We start from the raw sequence: 25,798 nt of genomic DNA on the forward strand, positions 1-25,798 counted from the left end.
CCTTGGTTAAGCTCTGGAGATCTTCGTCGCTGCGAGCGCAGCTGATCACCATCATGTCCGCCTTGATGGTGATCGTCGTAGGCGTGACCTGCATCTTGACCATTACGTTCCTGCAGGACTTTCTGACCGACCAGCTGGACGAGGATCTGGAAGCCAACCGGCAGGGCGTCTCCGACCGGCTCTTTGGCATGACGGACTCATCGCAGGTGACGCTGACGAATTACCATGGCATCCTGCTCAGCCCCAGCGGCGAACATTTGATTGCCTTTGAGAGCGCAGATGAGCCCAAGATCGGCACGCCATCCTTGGAACAAGTCAGAGCCCGCGGCACAGATGCTTTCAGTGTCACTGGCACAGCCGAAGACAGCGACGGCTGGCGCGTCCGGATGTATCCCTTGGAGAGCGGGGAAGGCAGCGTGGCAATTGCCCTGCCGCTCGATGACACCAAAGCCGTTATCGCAGGTGCCACCCGGCGCATCCTGACCGGTGGCCTCCTCGCGACGGCGGCCGCGGCCGCTATCGCGTATATGGCCGTTGCGCGTTCCTTCCGGCCGCTCGCCAGAATGGAGAGAACTGCCTCCGCCATTGCCGCAGGGGACCTCTCGCAGCGTGTACGGGTGGAGAACCCGTCCACTGAGGTGGGCCGGCTCAGCAAATCCGTCAATGCGATGCTGGCCCATATTGAGGCCGCGTTTTCCTCCCGCACCGCGTCCGAGAAGAAGATGCGCCGTTTTGTGGCGGATGCTTCCCATGAACTGCGCACCCCGCTGGTGACAATCCGTGGCTACTCCGAGCTGTACCGGCATGGTGCACTTCAGAGCGATGAAGACATTACGACGGCGATGGGCCGGATCGAGAACGAAGCCAAGCGGATGGGCCAAATGGTGGAGGACCTGCTGATGCTCGCCCGCATCGATGAGCAGCGGCCCCTCGAAATGCAGCCGGTGGATTTGCTCGATCTTGCCCATGACTCCGCCACGGACGCCATGGCAAGTGACCAGGACCGCAACATCCGGGTGATATCGCTCGACGGCGGCAGGCCCGCCAGTGCGCCAACCGCCGGCGACGAGGCCCGTCTTCGCCAGGTTCTGGCGAACCTGGTGACGAATGCGCTCCGCTACACCCCTCCCGGCACCCCGATCGAAATTGCCGTGGGCGTACAACGCGTCATAGATGACAGCAAAGACTCGATCATCGAAGTCCGCGACCACGGTCACGGCATTTCCGATGCGGAGGCGGCCCGGGTCTTCGAACGTTTCTACCGTGCAGATACCTCGCGAACCCGCGAAACCGGCGGTACCGGTCTAGGACTGGCCATTGTTGCCGCGATCGTCGCCCAGCACGACGGCACCGTCCGGCTGGAGGAAACAGAAGGTGGCGGAGCGACGATGTCGATCCGGCTGCCTTATGTGCACCCTGCGTCCCACACCGGCGGAGCAGATGCACGTACCGGCCCCGACTCCGATTCTGTCGAGGTCATTGAGCCCACCTCCCGCTCGGTCGATTTCGGTCGCTGACCGGCCTGCTGATAGTTATCCACAGTTGAAGCATTGCCCCTGGCGGCGCGTCCTTTGTGAAATTAGCCTTGAATCACAGGCGAACACAAACAGGAGGCAGCCAAGTGGCACAGTTCAATGTTGACAGCGAAGTACTACAGCTCAAGAGTTCCGCGGTCCGGGGATCGGTGGAGCGTATCCGGACAGAAGTGGAAACGATGCAGCGCGGACTGCAGGAACTTCAGGGCAGCTGGACCGGTGCCGCCTCCACGACGTTCCAGGGATTGATCGTCGACTGGCGTGCAACCCAAATGAAGGTGGAAGCGTCACTGGAGAGTATCAATACGGCCCTTTCCACCGCAGCCACGCAGTACGCGCAGGCAGAACAAGCGAACACCAGGATGTTTACCGCGGGCTGACCGGCGTTCACCCGGTTCCGGTCCTGCTCGTCTCTCATACCGGCAGGGACAACCCCGGGAACCGGCCTTAGCGGCGCCGGTTACGGCGGCGCTCCTGCCAGCCGGCTTCGGTGGTCAACGGCCGGGCCAGATTATCCCCCAGGACCACGCCGCCGGCGATCGAGAGAGTAACCGTGAGCGCGTTGAACAGACCGACGAATCCTTCGACCGAATTCACGGACTCGACGGTGACGCCATACATTGACCGGAACAGCAGCAACCCGGGCAGGAGGAAAGTCACCGCTGGTACGGCCAGCACCAACTGCGGAGTATGCATCCAACTGGCAACCAGCCTGGATCCAATACCAACGACAGTGGCGCCAACGGCCGGCGCCAGCAAGTTCCCCACCCCGAGGGCGATGTAACCGTTCATGACGAGCAGGCCAGCCAGTCCGATAGCAGCGGTCGGCAAAACATAGCTGGGCTTCGTTTGCTCCGCGATGGCCAGCATCGCGGAAGCAAGCACCAGCAGAGCACCCAGCAGGAAGGGGCTGATAACCGCGCCCTCTTCGGTAACATCAATCCGTCCCGACCCCAGCAAGGCACCGGTAACGACTCCCACGGCAATGCCGGAAACGAGTCCCCCCAGCACCAGGAACGCTGAGGAGAACCGGCCTGCGGCTGTGACCGGGAAACCGTATATAGCGTCCTGGGTGGCGGAAATAACGCGGCCGGTCGGAAGGAGCAGAATGATGCCGCCGGCCACGATGAATCCGGTACCGGCCGGCAGACCCATCCGCAGTATCGCAATGGCGGCCAGCGTGATGAACGCGGAGCAGGCCGCCATCGTGAAGAATTCCGGCAACCTCCAGCTTCCGAGCTGCCGGGCCAGGAACTGCACGATAAGGGTGATGACGATAGCAGCCATACAATCGACCAGACCACCGCCGAGAACGCCGGTCAGTGCCGACGCCGCCGTTGCACTGGCCGCTATCACCATCCATTTGGCAAACGGCTTCGGCCGGGTCATGATGTCCTGCAACTCCTGCAGGGCCGCCGGGCGGGTCAATTCGCCGGTCGCAATTTTCCTGACCAACTGGTGGATGTAGGCCAAGCCGGCATAGTTCTGTGACCAGGACCGGACCACCCGCATCATGCTGACCGGCTCTGAACTGGTGTCGGGGTAGTTCACCTTCACGGACTGGTTGGTGATGTCGACCTCGATCTCGCGCAATCCATATGCGGCCGCGATAGCGACAATACTTGATTCAGCCTCCAACGCACCGGCTCCGAACCGGAGCATGCCTTCTGCCACGCGCAGTGCCAGATCGACCGTCTCGCGCGAGTCGGTATCCGCAACCGCACGGCTCTTCGCCTGCGCATAGGGGCCGCCGCCAAGACTGTCGACCAAGCTCTGTGGCGGACGCGGCGTCTCACCCCGCACCAGCCGGCGCAGGACGCGGCGGGCGTCGCTCTCGCGGCCCTTTCCTCCGGCCAGCCGTGCCGGAGACGGCCGGCTGCGGGTTATGGAAGGCGGTTTGGCGCTCTGCTGTCCCTGCAAGGTGGACGGGTCCGGCCGTTGGCCGCCGCCGGAAGCAGCGCCTGAGACATTCCCCTTTGAGGACTTGTCCTCCACAGATCACTCCTTCCTGCTGTTCAAAGCCGCGGTCCCGCTGCTGGTTAAGACGTTAGGCGAACACTGCCGGCACTATCCACACCGCCGGCTTAACCGCGTCGGGCGCGGCATCCACAGTGGATGCCGCGCCCTTCGTTGCGCTCGGCTAAACCGAAAGCTGAGCTTGTGGGGACTAGAAGCCGCCCATACCGCCCATGCCGCCCATGTCGTCGCCGCCCGGGGCTCCGCCGCCGCCCTTTTCAGGCTTATCGGCGACAACTGCCTCGGTGGTGAGGAACAGACCGGCGATGGAAGCCGCGTTCTGCAGGGCAGAGCGGGTCACCTTGACCGGGTCGGCCACACCGGCGGCCAGCAGGTCCTCGTACTGGCCGGTTGCTGCGTTGAGTCCGAAGCCAACGTCCAGGCCGCGGACCTTGTCGGCCACAACGCCCGGCTCGAGGCCAGCGTTGAATGCGATCTGCTTCAGCGGAGCATCAATAGCAACCTTGACGATGTTCGCACCGGTTGCCTCGTCGCCCGAAAGCTGCAGGTTGGCGAATGCCTTCACGCCAGCCTGGATCAGAGCCACGCCACCACCGGGGACAATGCCTTCTTCCACAGCCGCCTTGGCGTTGCGGACGGCATCCTCGATGCGGTGCTTGCGCTCCTTGAGCTCCACCTCGGTGGCTGCACCGGCCTTGATAACTGCAACGCCGCCGGCCAGCTTGGCCAGGCGCTCCTGCAGCTTCTCGCGGTCGTAGTCGGAGTCCGAGTTCTCGATCTCGGCGCGGATCTGGCTGACACGGCCGGCGATCTCGTCGGCGTCGCCTGCACCCTCGACGATGGTCGTCTCGTCCTTGGTGACAACGACCTTGCGGGCCTGTCCGAGCATGCTGAGCTCGGCATTGTCCAGTTTCAGGCCGACTTCCTCGGCAATAACCTGGCCACCGGTCAGGATGGCGATGTCCGCCAGCTGAGCCTTGCGGCGGTCACCGAATCCGGGAGCCTTGACGGCTACGGACTTGAAGGTGCCGCGGATCTTGTTCACGACCAGGGTGGCCAGGGCTTCGCCCTCGACGTCCTCGGCGACGATCAGCAGCGGCTTGCCGGACTGCATGACCTTCTCCAGGACGGAAACCATGTCCTTGACGTTGGAGATCTTGGAGTTGACGATCAGGATGTACGGGTCTTCCAGTACGGTTTCCTGGCGGTCGGCATCCGTCACGAAGTAACCGGAGATGTAGCCCTTGTCGAAGCGCATGCCCTCGGTGAGCTCGAGCTCCAGACCAAAGGTGTTGGACTCCTCGACGGTGATGACGCCTTCCTTGCCCACCTTGTCGAGGGCTTCGGCAATCAGGTCACCAATGGCGGTGTCGCCGGCGGAAATCGAAGCCGTGGCAGCAATCTGCTCTTTGGTCTCGATCTCCTTGGCGGAGGCCAGCAGTTCCGTGGTCACTGCTTCAACGGCCTTCTCGATGCCGCGCTTGAGGCTCAGCGGGTCAGCGCCGGCCGCGACGTTGCGCAGGCCTTCCTTGACCAATGCCTGGGCCAGCACGGTGGCCGTCGTCGTACCATCACCGGCGATATCGTCGGTCTTCTTGGCAACTTCCTTGACCAGCTCGGCGCCGATCTTTTCGTACGGGTCGTCCAGCTCGATCTCCTTGGCGATGGAAACACCATCGTTGGTGATCGTCGGAGCGCCCCACTTCTTCTCAAGGACCACGTTGCGGCCACGCGGACCGAGGGTGACCTTGACGGCGTCAGCGAGGATGTTCAGACCCCGCTCGAGGCCACGGCGTGCCTCTTCGTCAAATGCAATCATTTTGGCCATAACGGCTGATGTCCCTCCTGGACAGTTCCACTGTCAGCTATAAAGAGCACAGACCTGCTGCGATGCCCGCGACGGACGGACTGACACGCGGCGATCTCTTTACGCCTCGCGCCGGCCCTCACCACAGAGGTTTACTGTTCCACTCCAGCCCAGCGCTGCTTAGCAGTCAACCGGTAAGAGTGCTAAGCCAAAAATTAGCACTCAGGCCCCCGGAGTGCAAGCTGTGGCGGCGTTGCAGCGCCCTTGTTCGCCGCCCGCGCAACTGGGGCTTCCTATTCCTCCGGATCTGTTTCCCCTGTGGTTGCCGTTATCGTCTTCGTTGCTACCGCCCGGCCGTTCGCGCCGTACTCGTACAGCTGGAACTTCGCCCGGGTAATGTCGCCGTCCGCATCGAAGGTGGTGGGACCGGATTGTCCTCGATAGTCGATCCGTTTGCCCTCGGCCAGCAGGGCAACACACTCCGCGAAGCCGGAACACTCCGTTGCCGCCGGACCGGAGGAAACGGAAGAACCATCCGTGTACTCGTGATTACCCGAGACCGCCAGGAGGTGGGCAGCGATGGACGCCCCGGCGTCGTCATCAGCATCGGCCGCAGCAAGCGCAGCCAGGATAACCGCGTCGTAAGCCTCCGCCGCAAAGGTCAGATGTTCGAGGTCCGGGTTCACCGTGAGGACTCGTCGTTGGAATGGTGTCGACGGCATGCTTCCCGCGAGGATTCCGTGACTGCCCTTCAGCGCTCCGGCCGGCAGCTCCTCGTGATAGTTCCCGGTGGCGGCGCTGCCCAGGAACAACGTCGAAGGTGCTATTCCGGACGCGGTCAGCTGTTCCAGGACGGTCCGCGCTTCACGGGCTATGACGACGACGGCGTCCGGCTTTGCGTCCACGGCCTTCGCGACTGCCTGGCCGGGATCTCCGGCGGTGGAAACCAAGGCCGGCGATGTTACCTTGCCGGCGAGTTCCTCCTTCAGGGCTTCGGTGACAGTGGCGCTATAGGCCGATTCGTCGTGCAGGACCATAACGTCCCGCTTTCCCGTCTTCCATAGCTGATCGGCCAGCGCCGCGCCTTCCAGGACATGGGAAGGATAAGTGCGGAAGTAGAAGCCCCCGGAGGAATAGTCACTCAAAGCCGCTGCACCATTGGAAGGGGAAATCAGTACCGTCCCGGCATCGCTCAACATGTCGGCTGCTGCAGGCGCATGCGAGGAATCAGTGGGGCCGATGACGACGTCGGCGCCGCCGTCAATAAAGTCCTGCGCGGCCACAACCGCGGCCTCGCCACCCTGCGAAGGAAGCAGTTTCACCGGCTGGCCGTTGAGCCCGCCTGCATCATTGATTTCCCTGACGGCCAACTGCACCGCTGCCCGCTGGGAGTCGTTCAGGAACTTCTGCTCTCCGGTACTTTCCAGGATCATCCCGATTTTCAGCACACCGTTGCCTTTGGCCTGCGTATCGGCGATTCTGAGATTCGGCTGTGGCTGACCGCATCCAGACATACCCACCGCCAACGCGGCCACCATCGCCACGGTTGCGGAGGCGTTGACCACCCTGTTCCGGCCTGTTTTTACGGCTGCCATGGCGTGACCAGGCCGCTCAGAGCGGCCTTACGCTTTCGGCCTGCGGGCCTTTATGGCCCTCGGCGATATCAAACTGGACGCGCTGTCCTTCATTGAGGGCACGATCCCCGTCCATTTCGATAGCCGACCAATGAACAAACACTTCGGAACCGTCCTCATCGACACTGATGAAGCCGTACCCCTTTTCCGCGTTGAACCATTTCACAGTTCCCTGCGCCGTACCTTCTCCAGACTGTCATGCCCCGTTGCGGCGGTCTCACTGACCGGGGCATGCAATCACTTTATTCGCCGGTCCCCGGAAACGACGGCGGCGGCGCGCGGAACGTTATCGAGGCGTAACGATTCAGCGGCTTTAGCTAAAGCCGGGTCCGAGCACTACGGTCAGCGGTTGCTGAAAATCGGCAGTATCCACAAGCTGCTCAATCCCCAGCGAACCCGCAATTGCCTGCGCGTTGGCCAACTGATCGGGACCGTTGTAAAAGACCACGGAACTTGCCTGCGGTGCGCCGGCCCAATTACCCGTGAACGTGACCGGCCATCCGGAGGCGGTCAGCCGGCTGCTGGCGTTGCCGGCCAAACCGGGCACGGTCGTTGAATTCAGAACGACGACGCCAGTGGTCTTGTCGACCGCCGCAGCCTCCGGCGAAGGTTCGGCAGACTCTGAAGGCGCTTCCGACTCCGCCGGCTCTTCCGTCTCCTCAGCGGGGGCTTCGCTCACCGCCGGGGCCGCACCGCCCTCGGGCTCCTCGCTGGGCCCGGACGATTGCTTGTTCTCGTCGTCGTTGATCGCTTCCACAGGTTCGTCGGTAGCCTGCGAAGCCGCGCCCTGGGTCGCAACCGGTTGGGAGCCGCCCGGAAGATTGAGGTTGGGAAGGACGAAGTATGCCACGGCGCCGATCAAGAGGGCGATCACACCTGCCGAGATGACGATCGCCAGTCCCCCGCCCTTCGGCTGTTCCATCCGTTCGCGGTGAACTCCCTGACGCGATGAGGATTCCGGGACCCGGTCAAACTCGTCCCGAGGGTAATTGCTCATAGTCGGCTGATGTCCTTGTGATTGCTGGCTGCTGCGGTGGCTTACGCCTCGTTTCCAAGCCGCCGTGCAGTACGTGCGCGTTGACGAGACGTACGTAGTCTACGCAATCTCTTGACCAGCATGGGATCGTGGGCCAGTGCGGCCTCGGTATCGATCAGCGCGTTCAGGATCTGATAATAATGCGTGGCTGACAAGTCGAACAGCTCCCGGATGGCCTGTTCCTTGGCCCCGGCGTACTTCCACCACTGCCGTTCAAGGGCGAGCATCCGCTGCTCCCGCTCGCCTAAGTCGCTGTCCGGATTGTATTCAGTGTCAATGGAAAAAGCCTTAGCCGTGCCGGCCCCCGGGGATACTGCCGGTTGGGATCCGGATGCCTGAGCTGCTGCCACGACACACTCCATCATTGTTTTCCGCCATGAATTACCTCCCCATGGTAGTTGGAAATAACAGCCGTGTCATTCGTACCGGCGCGCCGCCCGCGGTGCCGGGCGCAACTCGCCTGTACCCGCCGCCATCGGCAATGATGGAAATATGCACGACGACGGCACTGACCTTTCAGAGGTGATGGCACCGGACTGGGCCGAGGCATTGGCACCGGTCGAGCAGGATATCCACGCGATGGGAGAGTTCCTGCGGGAAGAGCTCAGAATGGGTTACCAGTACCTGCCGGCCGGTGGACACGTCCTCCGGGCCTTTCAACGTCCGCTCGCCAACGTCAAGGTCCTGATCGTCGGCCAGGATCCGTATCCGACGCCGGGACACTCCATCGGCCTGGCGTTTTCGGTCGAACCGCATGTCCGGCCGCTGCCGCGGAGCCTGAACAACATGTACAAGGAACTGCATGCGGATCTAGGCATTGAACCCGCCCCGCATGGCGACCTTAGCGCGTGGAGTGATCAAGGTGTGCTGCTCCTGAACCGGGTGCTCACCGTCCGTCCGGGTGAGACCGGATCACACCGCCGCAAGGGTTGGGAAGCGATCACCGAAGCTGCTATCCAGGCTGTTCTGGGACGCAATCAGCCGCTGGTGGCCATCCTCTGGGGCCGGGATGCGCAAAAACTCGTTCCGTTGCTCGGCGATACGCCGCGGATCGAATCCGCCCATCCGAGTCCGCTGTCGGCTTCACGCGGCTTCTTCGGCTCACGGCCGTTCAGCCGGGCCAACGAACTCCTGCAGGCGCAAGGAGCCGGGCCGGTGGACTGGCGCCTGCGCTGAACTGAGCTACCGCCGCCGTCCGAACTGAGTTACCGGCGTCGTCCGCGGCGCCGCTCATTGGCACCCATACCCTTGGTGACCGGGTTGGCGAGGTTGTCGCCGAGGACCACGCCGCCGGCAATCGCAAGGATGACCGTCAGTGCATTGAAAATTCCCAACGGCCCGTTCAGGCTTCCGGTTTCCTCGATCGTGAAGATGTACATGGACCGGAAAATCAGCAGTCCGGGCAGCAGGTAGAGCACCGCGGGTACAGCCACCACAAGCTGCGGGGAACGCAGCCGCAAGGCGACAATCCTGGCGGCAAAACCAATCACCACCGCCGCCATCGCCGGTGCCAACCGCTCGCCGATGCCCAGGTTCAAGGCGGCTGAATAGACGAAGTACCCGAGGACTGCCACCAGTCCAGTGGGCAGCAGCAGGGTGGCCTTGCTCTGTTCGATAACGGCAATCATCGCGCCGGCGATCAGCACCAGCAGGGTCAATACCCAGAAATTGTAGAGCGGCGGCGTTGCCTCGGTAACGTCGAGGCGCGGCAGGCCCATCATCACACCGCCGACCAGGCCCACGGCAATTCCCGACACCACGGCTCCGAAGGTCAAAAATGCCGAGAGCAGGCGTCCTGCAGCGGTGACGGGATACCCGTTGATCGCATCCTGCACGGCGGAGACGAGCCGGCCGGAGGGCAGCAGCAATAGAATGCCGCCAGCGATCACCAGTCCTGGCGAGATCGGCATGGTTAACCACCAGCACAGCAGAGCGATAAACGTGACAACGGCGGAACTGGCTGCGGTGGTGAAGAACTCCGGCACCCGCCACCGTCCCAGCTGCCGGGCGAGGATGTTGACGAGGATTGTACTGCCGAAGGCCACAGCAGAGGCAGTCATTCCGCCACCGATAATGGCGACAATCACCGCCCCGAAGATTCCGACGGCGAAAGTCACCATCCATTTTGCGAACGGCTTCGGGCTGGTGGTGATCTCCCCCAGACGGTTGGCTGCCTCGCCGCGGGTCATGTCGCCGTCGATAATCTCCGTAACCAACTGATGCACCAGCGACAGGCCGGCATAGTTATTGGTCCACGAGCGGACCACCCGCATCACGGTGATCGGGGTGCGGTCCTTCGGGGCGTAGTTGATCACCACTGACTGGTTGGTGATGTCCACCTCAACGTTGCGCAGACCCAGCGACGCGGTGACGGCGATGATGCTGGTCTCCACTTCGAGCGCGCCGGCACCGTAGCGGAACATGGACTCGGCCAGGTTCAGGGCAAAGTCGAGGGTCTTCCGGGCATTGGCGTCAACCCCGCCGACCTGGATGGTGGGGTTGGCGTATGGACTGCCAACCAACCGGTCCACGAGACTCATTGGTGCCGTCGGCGGCGACTCGCCCTGCACCAGTTTGCGGAGCATCTGCCGGGCCGGATAATTCGTCCGCGGCTGCGAGACCGCCTGCACCGGCCGTGTTCCACCCGTGGCAGGATTCGTTTCCTGGGGAAGCGCCATCTTGTCTGGAGCTGGCCGCTTGCCCTTCCGTGTGCGGCCGGGCGTCTTATCCTCCAAGAACCCCTCCTCAGTGCTGCTTGGGTACCGCCGGCAACGTCACGTTCCGGCCGGCAATACCGTCATTTTTAATAGAATGGCTGGTGATGTTTCCGCCAATACACTTGGCGGGCAACACGCTCACCGATAGTGCTCCAAACACGGTACTTCACGGGACTAATCACGCGGTCATAGCAACCTACGAAATCGGTGACAGTTTTGGTGAAGCTGGTCTTGAACAAGCCCAGACCGTACTGCGGGTGGTCCTTGTCCTTGCGCCTGGCCGCCGGCGGCGTTCCACAGAAATCATACTCCGTCACGCCCAGTTCCTTGAGCTGGCTAATCGCCGTCCACTGCAGCAGGTGGGAGTCACCGTACTGCGAGCGCCGCGGCGTCGAACCGCCGTCTTTATAGGTGCCCTTGTAGCCGTACTTAATCACGAACGCACCGACCGACGGTTGACCGTCCTCGTAAACGAACAGCATGCGGCCGAAGCCGGCGTCAACGAACTTCCGCCAGAAGGTCCGGTAGTACTCGAAGGACCGCAGCGTTGCCGTCAGCTGACCCTGCTGTGCCTGGCCCATCAGCCCGAACATGGCCCGGAAGTTTTCCTCCGTCGGTTCCATGTTGTGCACTTCAACACCCTCACGGATGGCACGGCGGACGGCGTTCCGGCCGCGGGAGTGCAGGTTTTTCAGCAGCTCCTCCGGTTCCGGGCTGACGTCCAGCAGCGCCGTCGAATCATTGGGTTGAATATTGAAGGTTTTGAGCAGACCGGACCGGATAAAGAATGCGCGGATTTCTTCCGTGGCGACGACGTCGGGCTCCACCTTGACTGCGAAGACGTTGAGCCGGAGCCGCTTCACCAGCGCCGCCGCCGCATCCGTAATGTCCGGCACATCGGCCGGTTCCGCGACGTCCGGTCCCTTGATCATGTACCAGAGGCTTCCGAGTCCCGGAAAGGCCTTTTCCAGCACCAGGTTGTAGCTGGTGTAGGGACCTTCGAATACGAGATGTACCGGACGCCATCCCTGCAACTGCTTCACCTCGGCGAAGGGCGTCGACTGGAGTACATTGCCGCCGTTCGGATTCGAGGTGACGTGTGAATCCCAGTCGGCGATCTCGTCGGCAGTGGCCAGTCGTGCGGAAAATTCGGGCACAGTTCCTCGCTTCGCTTCTTTCAGCCATTGATTTCATTCCAGCTGCGCTGGTGGCACGGCGTTGCGCCTTCGTCATCGCCTTGGCTCTGTCCAGCTTCTGTCGCCGACAGGCCCCGCACAAATCGTACTCTGTCTAGCGCTCTCCCCAGGCGGCAGTCAATCCTGGGAGAAATTCCTCAGGCAGTTCCGCAACCGGGACGATCACCATGTCCTGGACCTTCCAATCCATCTCAATGCAGGCTTTCCGTGCTTGCTCGAGGTGTCTCATTGACGGAGCCAGTTCCTTGTTGGGCACCACGAACGACTCGACATGGAACACGTGGCCTTCATCACGAATTCGGGATTCAGCTTCCGCCACCCAGTCCAGGGCACCAAGGTAAGCATCGATACGGTCGCTGAGCGGGTGCGGTTCTGAGTCGTCGTAGGTCCGGGCCCGGGTGTCGACCAGCCCTCCCACGGCACCCCGCAGGTTCCGGATCCCGTCGTTCAAAATACTCGCGGAGATGATCAGCGCAGCCACGGAATCCGCCCACCACCAGCCAATGCCGATACCTGCCACGCCGACTGCTGCCGCAACGGCGGTCATCCAGTCCGCCTTGTTCATATCCGCATCCGCGTACAGCACCTTGTCGTGCAGCTTCTTGGCAAGTTTCATCTTGACCATGCCCAGATACACCGGCGGCGCAGCAGTCAACGCCATCGCACCGATCATCAGCCAGCCCAGCCAGAACGTTTGCCCGAACAGAGTGATGCCGCCAATGGTCGGATGCTCCGCGGTGATCAGCGCGATACCGGAGTCGACCACCAGATAGCCACCCATAACCAGCAGGGCAACGGCGGCAACCAGATGGGCAATCCCGACGGAGCGATGGAATCCATAAGGGTGCTGCTCGGTTGGAGCGCGCCGGATGATGCGGCATGCCACGAGGAAAGCAATTGGTGGCAGGAACGACAGCAGATCTTCGATCCAGGCCGCTTTCATAGCCTGCGAGTTACCCAGCACAAGGTAAACGATGACGACCGCAACGATAAGGAAGGAGATGGTGATCCATTCCCATTTGATCGCTTTGCGCAGCGCCGCCTGCTGCTCCTCTGGAAGCTCGGTATGGCCGAAACGGGCAGTCTTGCCTTCCTGGCTCATGATGCCAGCCTCTGACTTCCCGGCATTTCTCCGGTCACCTCCGAAAACCAATTTTGGCGCGGCTGCTGCTCCGCACTCTAGCAGAACCAGTCAGCATACTGTCGTTATCGAAATGGCAGTTCAGCTCGTCGATCCGTACGTATATCCATGGTCCGCAGCAAATGATTTAAAGACCTCCTTGGTAGTGTCGCCTTTTGCGATGAATTTGCCGCTCATATATTCGGCCAGATCGTCCAATGCTTCGGACATGACCAGACCTCCGAGGCGGATATCGGGCCGTTGTGAAAGTCGCGCTTCTTCGCACAATTCCGACGCAAAGAAAATCATTGCAGGCAACGAAGTTTCCGCCTGCGCTTCGGGAAAGTAATATGTTTCAGCATTCTGCGTCAGGTCCACACGGACTTGGACGATATCCGTAGCCAAGGTCTCCAACAACTGGCTGCCGATCGCTGAATCCACATCGCTCAACTGGCTGGCGTAGTCGGCCCTTCGCAGCAGGTTCAGCCGGACAGCCAGGGCCCGGCGCCGGGCAAGCGCCGGATAAATCTGCATGAACCAGGACACCGCTGCCGTAAGCAGGGCAAAGCCGGTAATGGCCTGCAGCGGTGACGCCAACCGCAACCAATTGTCGACGGCGACAACGTCCCCGTAGCCGAGTGTTCCAAGGGTGACCAAAGAAACATAAAACGCCTCGGCTATGTCCGCGTATCTGGACTCATCAAGACCCGGAGCATAAGAAAATCCTTGCGGAATATGCGGATAGTAAATCAACGCCCACCCAACGGTTTGCAATAAAGCCCAGATCCCGATTACCGACACCACGGCCAGCGGACCGGTAAACGGTCCAGGCTTGCGTTTCAGGCTCCTCGAAATCCACCACACCGACGTGACCACCATCCGGCTCAGTCCGCCGCGCCCACTGGGATGCAGCAAGGTCTGGAAAACGTCGTTCAACCCCACCGCGGCCACGACAATTCCGAGAATCGTAAACAACCACTCCATGCAAAGACTGTAATCGTATTGACCCCATAAAACCGTGCATTAAGAAGTATCCTTAGTACACGTGGGAAATCGACTTGATTCCCACCTCTACCACGTCGCCAAAGCGTGACGCGGTCAGGGTAATTCAGGTAGCAGTATCCATTAAGGAGTAGGACACATGGGTATCATCGGGTTCCTGATTCTTGGCCTCATTATGGGAGCGCTGGCCAAGCTCATCCTGCCTGGAAAGCAAGGCGGCGGCTGGATTGCCACCTTGGTGCTGGGCGTACTTGGGGCCCTCCTCGGAGGATGGCTCGGATCAGCAATCTTCGGGGTCGGACTCGAAGAATTCTGGTCGCTCCAGACCTGGCTCGTCGCGCTGGTCGGAGCACTGGTGGTCCTCGGTATTTGGGGATTCATCACCAACCGCGGCCACGCCCGGACCTAACCGCACGCTGGCTCACCGTCACGTGGCCCCCGGCCCATCGGACCGGGGGCCACGTCCTGCCTTTACCATCTCGTATCGATCAGACGCCTGTCGCAGAGATCAGGACTTCCCACCCTCAAGGAACTGCCGGAAAGTCAACGGGGTCCGCCCGGTAAGTGCCTCGAGATCACCGCTGACTCCGTCCAGCTCTCCCTTGGCGACAGCCGTATACGTACTGACCCAGGCATCGTACTGCCAGCCCGGTGCGTCCCACTTCTTCCGGGATTCGTAGGCCTCTTCCACGGTTTCGTTGTAATAACCCACATCCCTGCCGGTCACGTCGCTGATGGTTGCGGCGATCTCGGCGAAGGTCAGGGCCTCCGGCCCAGTGAGATTGTAGGTCCGGCCGGCATGCGGACCCGGATCCTGAAGTACGACGGCGGCGGCAAGGGCAATATCGTCCCTCGCCACAGCAGACACCCGGCCGTGATTGCCTGGGCCGCGGATAACGCCGTCATCGCCGGCCAACATAGGCATGATGTCCTGGTAGAAGTTGTTCCTCAGGAAGGTGAACCCAAGGCCGCTTCCACGGATGTGCTCCTCCGTTGCCCAATGGTCCCGGCCCAGTGTGAACGTCGCATCCGTGGCGGCGCCAAGAAAGGACGTGTAAACAATATGTTCGACGCCGGCATCCTTCGCCGCGTCGATGAAGGTCCTGTGCTGGGTCACGCGGTCGGCGGTTTCCGAGGCGGAGACCATGAACAACACTTTCACGCCGGACAGCGCCGTTTCGGCCGAATCCCTGTCCGAATAAGTGGCACGCACTGTGGCCGCACCCGGCAGTTGCGGAGCGCGGCTGATGTCGCGCACCGGCAACCGCTGCTGCAGTCCGGCGTCGGACAGGATCTGCGCCACACGGCCTCCCAGAGCGCCGGTGGATCCGGTTACTGCGATATCGGCTACCTTCTCAACCATGAAGTTCCTCTCCTGCGTTGGCTCTACCGATGCGAACAACCCGTCGGCTGCATCAATTCCGCCGACGGTACCGCATCCCGTCCAGCTTGACATCACCGCCGGACCGGGAAAACTGGAAGCATTACCGTGGGAGGGGAGGCAGGCACTGTGAAGGAGCCAGAGTCGCCGCGCTTTCTCGCTTCGGGGCAATGGGTGGACCAGGACGAACCGGAAGGCCACGGACTGCACTTCGGCTTGAATTGGCGGCGCGACCGCAAAGCCCGCATCCAGCGGTCCTGGGAGGAAACGTTTGCCCTCCACGACGAGATTTTCCGCCGCTGGTCGGAATACGAACTGGATCTGGAAAAGCTGATTGACTACCCCGTGATGACGGACCTTCGCGAGCCGCATACAGTGGCTATGGTCAAGGCGATGCGCGCTGCCGGCAGACTGAGGCCCGGTTCCGCAGCCGGCCATCACGAGGAAGCCGCCGGCAGCGAGTACGGACATGCGGTGCGCGAATTCGAGGAGGCATTCCTGATTGCCGAAGCGGAAGCGAAGCGGGTCAAGCGCGGACATTTCACACCCGATGAACAGCAGCGGTTGCTGACGGCCCGCCAATTGCTCAACGTGGCCGCTGATGAGGCGAGCTCGCCCGGGGAAAGACAAGGTGCCTACCGGCAGTTGCGGAAGGCGGTTGACGGACTGATCGCCATCCCCGAAAAGGCCCTCGCCGCTCTCGAAGCCCGCCACGAGCTGCGGCGGCGCGCCACCGAAACAGCACAGGAACTGGACGATTCCCCATGACCCAAAGCGACACTCCATTGCTGGGCGGGTGGTCGATGCTGGCCAGCTCCGCCGTCGTCGAACTTCTGCTGCGCTCCGGCTTCGACTGGGTGTGCTTGGATGCCCAGCACGGCCAGTACGACGACGGCGCTGTCACCGAGGCAATGGCGATGACACGGCAGCTGGAGACACCGGTCCTGGTGCGGGTGGCGGCCAACGACGCCGCCCTGATCGGCCGTACGCTCGATGCCGGGGCGGCGGGCGTCATCGTTCCGATGGTCAATTCCGCAGCCGAAGCGGAACGGGCCGTGCGCGCCTGCCTGTACCCGCCCTCCGGGGACCGCAGCCGGGGGCCGTTCGAGGTCCACCGCGGCCGCGGCTTCCCATCAGTCGAGCAAGCCAACGCGTCGGTTCAGGTCGGGGTCATGGTGGAAACCGCCCGGGCGCTGCGCAACCTCGAAGAAATTGCAGCAGTACCCGGGATCGGCTTCATCTTCGTCGGTCCGCTCGATCTCTCCATCGACCTGGGCACCACCATCGATGGCCTGCTGGTCGGAGACGGTGAAGGCATCCCAGACGGCGAGCGCCATCCCGGACCGGGCGGGCATCATCTTGAGCGGGTTGTCCGCGTCTGCCGGGAGCATGGCATCGGGAGCGGCGTCTTCACCACCAATCCGGACCACCTTGAGTCGTTCAGGGCCATGGGCTTCGGCCGGATTGCGGCGGCCACGGACGTATCGCTGCTGCAAGCGGCTGCCGGGGATCTGCTCGCCGGACAGGGCAGGAACCGCCCAGCCGGGTAGCCCGAAGCGGGACCTGCCGCGAGGGGACTGCCGCGGCGTACACTGCGGGTATGGTTGCACGGATGATCCGCCGGATCGCCGGGCGGAAGATGCTTCTGGTCAGCGGCCTTCAAGTCGTGTGCTTGGCGGGTCTGATCGCTTACCTCGTTCATGCCTTTGGCGTTGCCCCTTTTGCCGCCGGGATTCAAGCGGTCAACGTCTGGACCGTGCTGGCGGCACTATCGTGTGGCTTTGTTGCAACCTGGGCGCAGGGGGCACGGTGGCGGATTATCTGCCGCGGGTATGGGATCGAGCTGTCCACCGGTCAAGCGTTGCGCCAGTGCTACGGCGCAACGCTGTTGAATTCTGTACTCCCCAGCGGGATGGCCGGCGATGCGCATCGAACCGTCCAGCACCGGGCCGAGCACAAGTCATCGTGGTCCAGCAGCATCGGCTCGGTCGCGGGAGAACGGTTGGCAGGAACCGTAATCGTCATTCTCGCGGCGGCGATCGCGCTCGCGACACAGGATTGGCGGCTGAGCATTGCGACGCTCGCAGTGGCTGTAGTTGTATTCGCCGGTGCCTGGCCTTCCATCCGCCGAATTGCTTTGCCTGCGTCGACGGCGGTCTGGTCCTTGTCGCTGCTGCAATGGGGCTGCTTTGTGCTGATGTTCTGGGCCGCGGCGTCAATGACCTCACCAGGCATTCCATTCGCCCATGTGGCCGGTCTGGGAGCGATCTGCCTGGCCAGCATATTCATTCCCCTCGGTGTTGGCGGTTGGGGGCCGCGCGAGGGCGCCACCGCGCTGGCATTCATGGCCTACGGTTACTCCGGCGCGGAAGGCGTTGCCGCAGCCACCGGATACGGCATCCTGGCCCTGATATCCGTCCTGCCGGGCTTGCCCATCTTGCTCGCGTCCACTTCCCTTGCCGCGCAGCTCCGGGCGGCTTTCCGCCGCGAAGCGAAAGATGATGTTGCGGGCACGAAACCCATATGACACTCGTCTGGGTATAGTCGGGATATCTGCGCTGCAGCGAGCGCATCCCCCTTCGGAGAAAGGCAGCCATGCCCCTCGATGTTCACCGCCTCCGCGCGCATTTCCCGTCCCTGGCTTCAGGCATCGCCCACTTCGACGGACCCGGCGGCACCCAGACGCCCGACGTCGTCGGCCACGCCATCGCCGCCACCCTGACCGGCCCGCTGTCCAACCGCGGCCGCAGCGTCCTCCCGGAGCAGAACGCCGACGACGCCGTCGCGGGGTTCCGCGCCGCCTTCGCCGATTTCCTCAACGCGGACCACCGTGGAATCGTCTACGGCCGCAGCGCCACTCAGCTCACCTACGACTTCTCCCGGCACCTGAGCCGCAGCTGGGGTCCCGGTGACGAGGTCGTGGTCACGCGTCTGGACCACGATTCGAATGTCCGCCCCTGGGTCCAGGCCGCCGAACGCCAAGGTGCCACTCTTCGCTGGGTCGGGTTCGATCCGGCCACTGCGGAACTGAACATGGACGAGCTCGGACAGGCCCTCAGCGGACGCACCAGGGTAGTCGCCGTCACGGCGGCCTCGAACTTCGTCGGCACCATACCGGACATGCCGGAAATTGCGCGCCTGGTACACGACGCCGGCGCACTGCTTTACGTCGACGGCGTTCACTATGCGGCCCATGAAGCGGTCGACGTGCAGGCTCTCGGCGCGGACTTCTTCGTCTGCTCGCCCTACAAGTTCCTGGGCCCGCACTGTGCGGTGCTGGCGGCGTCGCCGGAGTTGCTGGAATCCATTGAACCCGACAAGCTGCTGCCCTCCACCAATGCCGTGCCGGAACGGTTCGAGCTCGGAACACTGCCCTACGAGATCATGGCCGGGGCGACGTCGGCCGTGGACTTCATCGCCTCCCTCGCCGGAACAGAAGGCGGCCGGCGCGGGCAAATTGTCTCAGCCTTCGCCGCCATCGACGCGCATGAGGAAGCGCTGCAGAAGAAACTCGAATCCGCACTTGCCGGGCTGCCCGGCCTCGTGCTGCACTCGCGGGCAGCGGCCCGCACGTCCACCCTGCTGCTCAGCTTCGACAGCCACCGCGCCGCCGACGTCAGCAAGTTCCTCGCCGGACAAAACATCCTCGCCCCTGCCAGCAATTTCTACGCCATCGAAGCCTCCCGCACCTTGGGGCTCGACGACGACGGCGGACTCCGCATCGGCCTCGCCCCCTATACTTCCGACGACGACGTGCAGCGGCTGATCGATGCCCTGACCGAATTCCTCGAAGTCTAAGGAATCAACGCCTGCTCAGTTCAAAGATTCCGCAGTGGCCTCCGGCTGTGCCGTGGAGGGAAACCTCGTACAGGCTGCCGGTGCTGTCGAGCCGGAGGAGCTCGCCCCGGCCGAGCGTGATTTCGGCACCGGAGGACGTCTGCACAACTGTTCCCGCACCCGTGCTGTAGATGAGAACGGTGTCCGCGGCGGTGAGGAACGTCCGCGTATCCGGCACGCTGAACCATTCCGCCCGGGAGGTGAAGCTGTCCTGGCGGTGGATCAAATTGAAATCGCGGATAGGTCCTTCCAGCAGAACGCACTCGGTGCCGCTGCCGCCGTCGAACGGGTAGGCATCAAAGGGAAGGAGGTTCCGGCTGGCCTTCCCGTCGACCGTCAAGCGCATGCCGCCGCCTTCGAGAACCGTGATGATCCGCTGCATCCCCGGAAAGGTTGAGAACTGCCCGTCCCCCGCAATGTCGGCGATGGAGAGCCGCCAGCCGTAATCCGCCTCCGCCGTGTCCCGGGCGAGTTCCGTCGTCGTTCCGCCACCGTTCTTCCACGGCATCACGGTAAAATCCGCCGCCGAATAGTGCGTCGCCGTCGTCAAGAACTTCCTCCGTCATCCTGCAGGGGTCAATATGGCAGATCCACGCGCAAACCCACGGCCCGCGTGCGCTTCGCGAACATGAGCCTCGTCCAGAATACCCAGGCGCTGGCGCCGTTTAGGAACCCGTCTTTGGAACCTGGTCCTTCTTTGGGGTCCGCGCTGGCGGTGGAAGTTGGGCACATACGATGGCCAGCAGACAGATGGAGAACCCTATCCACTGCACAATACCGAGGAACTGTTGCAGCAACACGATTCCGAGCAACGTTGCGACGATCGGCGACAGAAGAGGCAGGAACGAAGCCGCCGAGACAGGGAGCTTCCCCAGCCCGCCGAACCAGGCCCAATACGTCAGAAGCGCGCCGACGATTCCCAGCCACGCGTAACCTGCTCCGGCACCGGCATCAATTGGCGGAGGGGCGCCTTCGAAGAGGAACGAGGCCGGGATAAGCATGACGCCGGCCCAAGCCAGCAGCCACGAGGCCCAGGTAAGGCCTCCCACCGGACGGTGCCATTTCTTGAAGAGCACAATCCCTGCAGCCATGCTTCCGGCGCCGATGATACCGGCCACGATGCCCCACGCATCCACCACGGCGTCCGAATCCAGCACCATCATGGCGATGCCGGCGATGCCGATAAGTCCCCATACGATTCTCCATATCGTGGGAGCCTCTTTCAGAATCAGAAAGCCGAGGGCAGCGACGAACAGGGGCTGGCAGGCAATCAGTACCGAGGCCAGACCACCCGGCAAACGGTAAGCGGAGATGAAGAGCAGAGGGAAGAACATTCCCATATTCAGCAACCCCATGACGAGCGACTTCCACCACCACTCTCCCCAAGGGAGCTGGCGGCAGATGAGCAGTCCGATGATACCCGCGGGCAGGGCACGCAGGGCGCTGGACCAAACCGGGTACCCGGCGGGCAACAGCTCGGTCGTGACGACGTAGGTGGTGCCCCACACGGCAGGCGCGGAAGCGCACAGCAACACCCATTTCCAAGGCGTCGTTCTGCCCGTGGCGGGAGCACTGGTGGCATTCGGTGCCTTCATTGTGGTGCCCTTCCTGACGAAGCGTTGGGGTTCATCGAAATACATGCGACGGCCATGAAGTGGTTCCGGCCCTGTTTGTCGTGCACGACCTCGAATGCCGCCAGGGCCCCTTCCGCTTGCCCCTTGGACCAGTGATGTCCTCGTATCACCAGGGCCTCGGGACTAAAGAACCCGGCGATGCCCACCCCCAACGCCTTGTAAACAGCTTCCCGCGCAGTCCACCACTCCACCAGTTGCCGGTCGGTCATATGTTCAGCTGTGGCGGTTTGGAGCGAGGCGAGCACGGACTTCAGCTCCGGCGCCCGGTGCTCCGGTTCGACGTCGATGCCGACTTGGGCGCCACGGCTCACCGCCGCGCAGACCATGGACCCGCTGTGGGAAATGGAGGCATGCAACTGTGGGTCGGTGGGCACTGGAATACCGCGCCTGTAGTCCAGCCCGGCATGCCGCGGGTCAATCCCCCCTGCCATCAGTCCGATCAGCAGCCGCACAAAGGCGGTGCCCGTTAGCGATGCAAACCGGGCGGGTTCGGGCCGGAGGTATACACGCTCGTGTTCACGGCGATTACACCAGAGAGCTGTCTGAGGATCCAGTTCTCCAGCCAGGTACGCCAGCGCTGGCCTGCCATCGGACTGCAACCGCACTTTCGCAGTTCCGCGCCAGCCTTCGTACTCAACCGTGACACAGGATCGTTCACCCGCAAACGCCTGCGTGTGATGGTCCCGGATTTCGTGCCGCTCCATGCTGATGGGCATCAATCAGCCTTTCGCGTTTGAGTGTTTGAGCTGGAATTCACGTACGGCTGCCGCCAGGGATTGCACACCCGGCTCCCTGAGCACTGTGTAGTGGTCGTCCGGCAGCTGCTTCTCGTCAAAGTCCAGCTGTCCATCGGAGATGATGTCTTCTACGGAGGAGTACAGATCACCGGCTGCTTTGATGATGAGTGCAGGGCATTTGATTTGAAGATCCGCCATCTCGGTGAAGGAGTAGTCGAACTCGTACGTCCCGGACACCAGATCCACGATCCGGCGCACCTGCGACGCTTCGAATCCATCGACGTTGGCCATCACGAACGTGACCATATCCTCGGCCGAGGCGACGGCCTCCCAGGCCTTTGCTATCAGGTCCAGATCGATCCGGCCGGTGAATACGGAGGTGAGCATGGCGACGAATTCGCGGTTCTCGAAGGAGGCGGCCCGGTTGCCTGTAGGCTCTCCCCCGAGTTCCACCGCAGGGTTGCCTGGACAGACCAGCACCAATGACTCGACGTTCTTTCCCCAATTCTCCAATTGAAAGGCTGCCTCGAAGGCGACCCGGCATCCGAATGAGTATCCAACCAGCCGGTACGAGTCGCGGTCCGGTATCAATTCAATGTCGTGCCGCGCCATCTCATGTACGTCACTGTGGATGGGCTCATCCGGGTTGATACCGCTCGCCCGGACGCCGTAGACGGTGGACTCAGTCTGCAGGTTGAGCGCCAAGGGTTTGAGGTTGATCGGAACGCCTCCCAGACCGGGCCAGACAATGGTCGCGGGGCCAGGCATTGAGTCACTCAGCGGGATAAGCCTGGAAGCGTGCGAACCTTCGTCGATGGCGCTGGCGAGATCGTTCAGTACCGGATTGGAGAACACTGTCTCTGGCCCGATAGTGATGTGGGCCTGCTCTTTGAGCTTCGCGAGCAGCATCATGACGCGGATCGAGTCCCCGCCGACCTGGAAGAAATTGTCGTCCGCCGATACGTCGTCGACCTTCAAAACGCCCTGCCACAGCTGGACCAGCAGCGTTTCGGTCGCTGTGCCCGGCTCAACGATTCCGCGGTTGCGTGAGGGGGCGGTTACTTCCGGACTCTGCTCCAGCGCGCGGCCGTCGATCTTTCCGTTCGGTGTCGTCGGGAACCCGGCGACAAGCACCGTCCGGTCCGGAACCATGTAGTCGGGAACGTAGTTCGTCATGTCCTTGGTGATCATCTCGGCAGGGCCGGTCATATGTACAGAGTCTTCATTCATGCCCCGGTGCTCGATTTGTTCGTCCGAGATGTGTCCTCCCAGTGCGAAATATGACGGAAGGTCCCGTTCTTCAGAGACCCCGAGTGCCCTTTGAATCGTCGTTGCCGAGGGCAGCGGGTGGCCGCTGAATGAGCTGTATCCCGCGGACATGAAGCCGAACTTCAGATCGTTGTCCTGGATCTTGTGCATCTGGTAGCCCATCGATATGTAGGCATGCCGCGGATCGTCTTCTCCGGACACGATGGCCACCCCGAAGTCGGCCCGGCTGTACACCGCCTGGTTAATGGCGATGACCTCGTTCTGCCGGACATAGAGATCCGAAATGCGCTGCAGCCCGCTCTGCCCGTTGTGCTTGTACATTCCAGGTTCGAGCGGCATGGTCGTGTGCTCGGGAATCGAAATATAGAAGTCGCAGGCCTCCAACCACGGCTGCCGCGAAGTGCGCAGTTCAACTGTGCCCAGGTAGACGTCGTCGTCTGACTCCTGTCCCGGGAAGTGGCTTCGTCCGGGCTCCTCGAAGTGCACGTGGGCATCGTGCCGGGCCGCGAACTGTTCCATCGCGCCGAGCATGTGACCGGCTTCCAGCAGTTGTACCTCTTTGACGTTCTTCTGGTAGACGTCCTGGATTGCGGAGGTCTTCGAAACCAAATGGAACCGGAGCCCCGTCGGATTCCATTCCTTCTGGCCAGGCAGGAGGTAGAGTTGCCGCTCGATTGGATGGAAATAATACATACCTGGCGGGATGCCAAGCGTCCCGTCGTTCTCCAGATAAATCTGCGTGGAGTACAGCGCCCCGGGAGAGGCATACAAGTACTTTGGCAGCAGCCGCTCCGGGCTATGGTGAGCCGACACGGCGTGAAGCATATCCAATACCGATGCGCGGTAGATGTCCGCATCGGGCACGGAAGGCTCGACGGCGGCTGTTTCCGCGGCCGCGATCAGCTTCAGAATCTCACGTTGGCGGGCACGCGGTCCGTCGAAGAATCGATACGTTTTCCGCGCGTACGTGTGTGCTTCGATGCGTTCCTCTGAACCGCTGCCCGGAACACTGAAGACATCCGCCTCTGGAATGCCGCCAACCTCGCGCAGCCCCGGGCTTGAGAGCTGGGCCTTTACCTGTGTCCTGTCTGCTTTTGACCGGTGGTGTGATGCCGCCTGGGCACCATCCATCAAGGGTGCATTTCCAGGGTCAAGCTGGATGCAGGCGACAAGCTCCTGTTGGCCGGGCCGGCGGCCCGACAGCAGCAAAGCATGGGCACGTTCAACCCAAGGATGGCGGTGGAATTGTGCCGCTATTTCGTCGAGTTCGACCCGGTTTCCACGAATTTTAACTTGATTGTCGAACCGTCCAAGGAACTCAAGGTTGCCATCCTCCAGCTTTCTCACCCGGTCTCCCGTGCGATAGCACCGCCTACCGTTGATAGTTGGGAACTTCTTGGCAGTTTCTCCGGGCATGCCCTGATAGCCGATGGCGATTTGCGCCCCGGAGATCCAGAGTTCGCCGACCGTTGCAGCCACCGGCCCCTCGGGTCCGTCTTCCATCACCGACAAGCCAACATTGGACACGGGCTTCCCGATCGGCACGGAGTTGGTACCGGGCCGCGTCCCCTGGAGGCCGCTGGCCGGAATTTTGAACGAGGTCGCATTGATAGTGCACTCGGTAGGCCCGTAAAGGTTGACGACCTCAAGGCCAGGCAATTGCTCTTGAAGCTTAGCCACCAGGTCCCACGACAAGGCCTCCCCTCCGGAGAAGATCCGACGGAGCGAAGTCACCTTCGGCAGCTCGCCGGTTTCGACTATTGCGTGGAGCAGAGTCGGGACTCCTTGCAAAGCGGTCACCGCGGCCTCCTGCATCCGGGCGATCAAGGCATACGGATCCCTGTGCTCTCCAGCTTCCACAGTCGCCGACACTGCGCCGGCCAGAGGAGCGAGTATCTCCCATTGCGCGGCGTCGAAGCCAATAGGGGTTTTTTGGATGATCCGGGTGCCCTCTGTCAAGTACGCCTGCTCATGGAGCCAGTCCAGTTGGTTGGCCAGGTTTGCCCGTGATACGACGATTCCCTTGGGATCGCCCGTCGAACCGGACGTATAAATTAGATACGCAGGGGCATCCGGCTCTACCTTCAAGTCCACCAGATCCCACACATGGGCTGTTCCTGCCGGAGCATCTGCCTCCATATCGTGGAGCAGGGTTTCGACGTCCACAACGCTGAGACCATATCCCCAGCTCCGCACGCGGTCGGCGTCGTTGGAAGCGGCTAGCACAGTGGTTGCTCCGCTGTCATCCAAAATGTACTTGATCCGCTCTTCGGGATAGGACGCGGCGATGGGAAGGTAGGGCCGCCGGGAGGACAGCGCGGCAATAGCCGCCGTGGACGGCACAATTCCCGGCTCGGCCAGAATTGCGACCGCTCCTCCGCCTTCAGCGGAGGTGATTTCCCCCGCCAGGCGTTCCACCAGTGTCGTCAATTGTCTGGCGGAAACCGAGAAGTCTGCACCAATGAGTGCATCCGTTTCCAGATGTTCAAGCGGATTGAGCTGGTCAAACGCCATTTTGAAGTCCTATAGAGAGACTTTCCTATGGGGCCGGGACCCCGCCGATCGTCAGACCGGCATCCGGCTCCACGTCGTCGAATAGAAAGTTGAGTGCGCTGGACCCTTGCTTCGGCCGTTGAGGAGGCAAGTACTGACGGGGCAGCGCATAAAGCCTCGGTCCAAGACACGAGACAGGAGTAGGTGAAACTTGAGAAATCAAAACGCGAATCATATCTGACCTCGTCGTATCGACTCCAACAACCCGGACTATATGGTTAGGCATGAAGCTCACCTCGAAGATAACAGGATTATAACACCCCGAACTTGGCTGGAACTGGGTCTGTCGCAGCCAGGACGAATTGTTCAAAACCATCCAAATATCAGTTCCCGGTACGTTCCTATAGCGCAATTCATCCGGAC

Annotated in this window: 23 protein-coding genes; 8 read left to right on the forward strand and 15 right to left on the reverse strand. The window is 62.1% G+C overall.

Annotation, left to right across the window (positions count from 1 at the left end; genetic code table 11):
* The first annotated feature begins 2 nt into the window (after nucleotides 1–2).
* Entirely contained in the window at nucleotides 3–1,517 is a 1,515-nt protein-coding gene (locus ACX80B_RS15330; RefSeq protein ID WP_459297699.1) for a sensor histidine kinase, read from the forward strand.
* 104 nt (nucleotides 1,518–1,621) lie between these two features.
* Entirely contained in the window at nucleotides 1,622–1,915 is a 294-nt protein-coding gene (locus ACX80B_RS15335; protein WP_459297701.1) for a WXG100 family type VII secretion target, read from the forward strand.
* A 67-nt stretch (nucleotides 1,916–1,982) separates the two neighbouring features.
* Here the strand turns inward: ACX80B_RS15335 and ACX80B_RS15340 are convergent, their stop codons facing one another.
* From ACX80B_RS15340 to ACX80B_RS15365, 6 genes are all read right to left on the reverse strand, one after another.
* Nucleotides 1,983–3,530 (reverse strand): threonine/serine exporter family protein, encoded by a 1,548-nt coding sequence (locus ACX80B_RS15340; protein ID WP_459297703.1) that lies wholly within the window; start codon nucleotides 3,528–3,530, stop codon nucleotides 1,983–1,985.
* A gap of 172 nt (nucleotides 3,531–3,702) precedes the next feature.
* Nucleotides 3,703–5,340: a chaperonin GroEL gene (gene groL, locus ACX80B_RS15345; protein ID WP_459297705.1), complete on the reverse strand. Its 1,638-nt coding sequence runs from the start codon at nucleotides 5,338–5,340 to the stop codon at nucleotides 3,703–3,705.
* Between the two features lie 272 nt (nucleotides 5,341–5,612).
* Nucleotides 5,613–6,914, reverse strand: a complete 1,302-nt coding sequence (locus ACX80B_RS15350; protein ID WP_459297707.1) for an ABC transporter substrate-binding protein — start codon at nucleotides 6,912–6,914, stop codon at nucleotides 5,613–5,615.
* A 16-nt stretch (nucleotides 6,915–6,930) separates the two neighbouring features.
* A complete protein-coding gene (locus tag ACX80B_RS15355) occupies nucleotides 6,931–7,119 on the reverse strand; it encodes a cold-shock protein (protein ID WP_459297708.1) in 189 nt (62 codons plus the stop codon).
* A gap of 147 nt (nucleotides 7,120–7,266) precedes the next feature.
* On the reverse strand, nucleotides 7,267–7,950 hold the full coding sequence (locus tag ACX80B_RS15360) for a LytR C-terminal domain-containing protein (RefSeq protein WP_459297710.1): 684 nt from the start codon (nucleotides 7,948–7,950) through the stop codon (nucleotides 7,267–7,269).
* 41 nt (nucleotides 7,951–7,991) lie between these two features.
* The gene (locus ACX80B_RS15365) at nucleotides 7,992–8,267 is read right to left on the reverse strand and encodes a DUF3263 domain-containing protein (protein WP_459297787.1); all 276 of its coding nucleotides are present in this window, start codon (nucleotides 8,265–8,267) and stop codon (nucleotides 7,992–7,994) included.
* Nucleotides 8,268–8,481: 214 nt separating this feature from the next.
* On the opposite strand from ACX80B_RS15365, the gene ACX80B_RS15370 reads away from it, so the two are divergent.
* Nucleotides 8,482–9,165 (forward strand): uracil-DNA glycosylase, encoded by a 684-nt coding sequence (locus ACX80B_RS15370; protein ID WP_459297712.1) that lies wholly within the window; start codon nucleotides 8,482–8,484, stop codon nucleotides 9,163–9,165.
* A 29-nt stretch (nucleotides 9,166–9,194) separates the two neighbouring features.
* Here the strand turns inward: ACX80B_RS15370 and ACX80B_RS15375 are convergent, their stop codons facing one another.
* The 4 genes from ACX80B_RS15375 to ACX80B_RS15390 form a co-directional block, all read right to left on the reverse strand.
* Nucleotides 9,195–10,667 (reverse strand): threonine/serine exporter family protein, encoded by a 1,473-nt coding sequence (locus ACX80B_RS15375; protein ID WP_459297789.1) that lies wholly within the window; start codon nucleotides 10,665–10,667, stop codon nucleotides 9,195–9,197.
* Between the two features lie 125 nt (nucleotides 10,668–10,792).
* On the reverse strand, nucleotides 10,793–11,863 hold the full coding sequence (locus ACX80B_RS15380; RefSeq protein ID WP_459297714.1) for a lipid II:glycine glycyltransferase FemX: 1,071 nt from the start codon (nucleotides 11,861–11,863) through the stop codon (nucleotides 10,793–10,795).
* Nucleotides 11,864–11,996: 133 nt separating this feature from the next.
* Nucleotides 11,997–13,004 carry a cation diffusion facilitator family transporter gene (locus tag ACX80B_RS15385; RefSeq protein ID WP_459297716.1) on the reverse strand — a complete coding sequence of 336 codons (1,008 nt, stop codon included), beginning with the start codon at nucleotides 13,002–13,004 and terminating at the stop codon, nucleotides 11,997–11,999.
* Between the two features lie 120 nt (nucleotides 13,005–13,124).
* Nucleotides 13,125–14,006, reverse strand: coding sequence for a potassium channel family protein (locus ACX80B_RS15390; protein WP_459297718.1), 882 nt, complete (start codon nucleotides 14,004–14,006; stop codon nucleotides 13,125–13,127).
* A gap of 157 nt (nucleotides 14,007–14,163) precedes the next feature.
* Here ACX80B_RS15390 and ACX80B_RS15395 point away from each other — a divergent pair, with 157 nt between their 5' ends.
* Nucleotides 14,164–14,433 carry a GlsB/YeaQ/YmgE family stress response membrane protein gene (locus ACX80B_RS15395; protein WP_459297720.1) on the forward strand — a complete coding sequence of 90 codons (270 nt, stop codon included), beginning with the start codon at nucleotides 14,164–14,166 and terminating at the stop codon, nucleotides 14,431–14,433.
* Between the two features lie 99 nt (nucleotides 14,434–14,532).
* Here the strand turns inward: ACX80B_RS15395 and ACX80B_RS15400 are convergent, their stop codons facing one another.
* Nucleotides 14,533–15,387 (reverse strand): SDR family oxidoreductase, encoded by an 855-nt coding sequence (locus ACX80B_RS15400; protein ID WP_459297722.1) that lies wholly within the window; start codon nucleotides 15,385–15,387, stop codon nucleotides 14,533–14,535.
* A gap of 147 nt (nucleotides 15,388–15,534) precedes the next feature.
* On the opposite strand from ACX80B_RS15400, the gene ACX80B_RS15405 reads away from it, so the two are divergent.
* The 4 genes from ACX80B_RS15405 to ACX80B_RS15420 all read left to right on the forward strand — a co-directional run bounded on the left by ACX80B_RS15405 (nucleotide 15,535) and on the right by ACX80B_RS15420 (nucleotide 19,203).
* On the forward strand, nucleotides 15,535–16,173 hold the full coding sequence (locus ACX80B_RS15405; RefSeq protein ID WP_459297724.1) for a hypothetical protein: 639 nt from the start codon (nucleotides 15,535–15,537) through the stop codon (nucleotides 16,171–16,173).
* Nucleotides 16,170–16,955, forward strand: a complete 786-nt coding sequence (locus tag ACX80B_RS15410) for an HpcH/HpaI aldolase family protein (protein WP_459297726.1) — start codon at nucleotides 16,170–16,172, stop codon at nucleotides 16,953–16,955. Before ACX80B_RS15405 ends, ACX80B_RS15410 begins: the two co-directional genes overlap by 4 nt.
* A 50-nt stretch (nucleotides 16,956–17,005) precedes the next feature.
* A complete protein-coding gene (locus ACX80B_RS15415; protein ID WP_459297728.1) occupies nucleotides 17,006–17,932 on the forward strand; it encodes a lysylphosphatidylglycerol synthase transmembrane domain-containing protein in 927 nt (308 codons plus the stop codon).
* 68 nt (nucleotides 17,933–18,000) lie between these two features.
* A complete protein-coding gene (locus tag ACX80B_RS15420; RefSeq protein WP_459297729.1) occupies nucleotides 18,001–19,203 on the forward strand; it encodes a cysteine desulfurase-like protein in 1,203 nt (400 codons plus the stop codon).
* Between the two features lie 4 nt (nucleotides 19,204–19,207).
* Here the strand turns inward: ACX80B_RS15420 and ACX80B_RS15425 are convergent, their stop codons facing one another.
* The 4 genes from ACX80B_RS15425 to ACX80B_RS15440 form a co-directional block, all read right to left on the reverse strand.
* Nucleotides 19,208–19,792: a HutD/Ves family protein gene (locus ACX80B_RS15425; protein ID WP_459297731.1), complete on the reverse strand. Its 585-nt coding sequence runs from the start codon at nucleotides 19,790–19,792 to the stop codon at nucleotides 19,208–19,210.
* A gap of 115 nt (nucleotides 19,793–19,907) precedes the next feature.
* Nucleotides 19,908–20,837, reverse strand: a complete 930-nt coding sequence (locus tag ACX80B_RS15430) for an EamA family transporter (RefSeq protein ID WP_459297733.1) — start codon at nucleotides 20,835–20,837, stop codon at nucleotides 19,908–19,910.
* The gene (locus ACX80B_RS15435; RefSeq protein WP_459297735.1) at nucleotides 20,834–21,592 is read right to left on the reverse strand and encodes a 4'-phosphopantetheinyl transferase family protein; all 759 of its coding nucleotides are present in this window, start codon (nucleotides 21,590–21,592) and stop codon (nucleotides 20,834–20,836) included. Before ACX80B_RS15435 ends, ACX80B_RS15430 begins: the two co-directional genes overlap by 4 nt.
* 3 nt (nucleotides 21,593–21,595) lie before the next feature.
* Entirely contained in the window at nucleotides 21,596–25,396 is a 3,801-nt protein-coding gene (locus ACX80B_RS15440) for an amino acid adenylation domain-containing protein (RefSeq protein ID WP_459297737.1), read from the reverse strand.
* Between the last annotated feature and the right edge of the window lie 402 nt (nucleotides 25,397–25,798).

This window comes from Arthrobacter monumenti (assembly GCF_054511255.1).

Bases quoted from the DNA above. Each gene is read 5' to 3' on its own strand.
- ACX80B_RS15390 (WP_459297718.1), bottom strand. From the start codon at position 14,006: ATGGAGTGGTTGTTTACGATTCTCGGAATTGTCGTGGCCGCGGTGGGG.
- ACX80B_RS15435 (WP_459297735.1), bottom strand. From the start codon at position 21,592: ATGCCCATCAGCATGGAGCGGCACGAAATCCGGGACCATCACACGCAG.
- ACX80B_RS15395 (WP_459297720.1), top strand. From the start codon at position 14,164: ATGGGTATCATCGGGTTCCTGATTCTTGGCCTCATTATGGGAGCGCTG.
- ACX80B_RS15415 (WP_459297728.1), top strand. From the start codon at position 17,006: ATGGTTGCACGGATGATCCGCCGGATCGCCGGGCGGAAGATGCTTCTG.
- ACX80B_RS15400 (WP_459297722.1), bottom strand. From the start codon at position 15,387: ATGGTTGAGAAGGTAGCCGATATCGCAGTAACCGGATCCACCGGCGCT.
- ACX80B_RS15375 (WP_459297789.1), bottom strand. From the start codon at position 10,667: ATGGCGCTTCCCCAGGAAACGAATCCTGCCACGGGTGGAACACGGCCG.
- ACX80B_RS15410 (WP_459297726.1), top strand. From the start codon at position 16,170: ATGACCCAAAGCGACACTCCATTGCTGGGCGGGTGGTCGATGCTGGCC.
- ACX80B_RS15360 (WP_459297710.1), bottom strand. From the start codon at position 7,950: ATGAGCAATTACCCTCGGGACGAGTTTGACCGGGTCCCGGAATCCTCA.
- ACX80B_RS15440 (WP_459297737.1), bottom strand. From the start codon at position 25,396: ATGGCGTTTGACCAGCTCAATCCGCTTGAACATCTGGAAACGGATGCA.
- ACX80B_RS15370 (WP_459297712.1), top strand. From the start codon at position 8,482: ATGCACGACGACGGCACTGACCTTTCAGAGGTGATGGCACCGGACTGG.
- ACX80B_RS15385 (WP_459297716.1), bottom strand. From the start codon at position 13,004: ATGAGCCAGGAAGGCAAGACTGCCCGTTTCGGCCATACCGAGCTTCCA.
- ACX80B_RS15420 (WP_459297729.1), top strand. From the start codon at position 18,001: ATGCCCCTCGATGTTCACCGCCTCCGCGCGCATTTCCCGTCCCTGGCT.
- ACX80B_RS15430 (WP_459297733.1), bottom strand. From the start codon at position 20,837: ATGAAGGCACCGAATGCCACCAGTGCTCCCGCCACGGGCAGAACGACG.
- groL (WP_459297705.1), bottom strand. From the start codon at position 5,340: ATGGCCAAAATGATTGCATTTGACGAAGAGGCACGCCGTGGCCTCGAG.
- ACX80B_RS15350 (WP_459297707.1), bottom strand. From the start codon at position 6,914: ATGGCAGCCGTAAAAACAGGCCGGAACAGGGTGGTCAACGCCTCCGCA.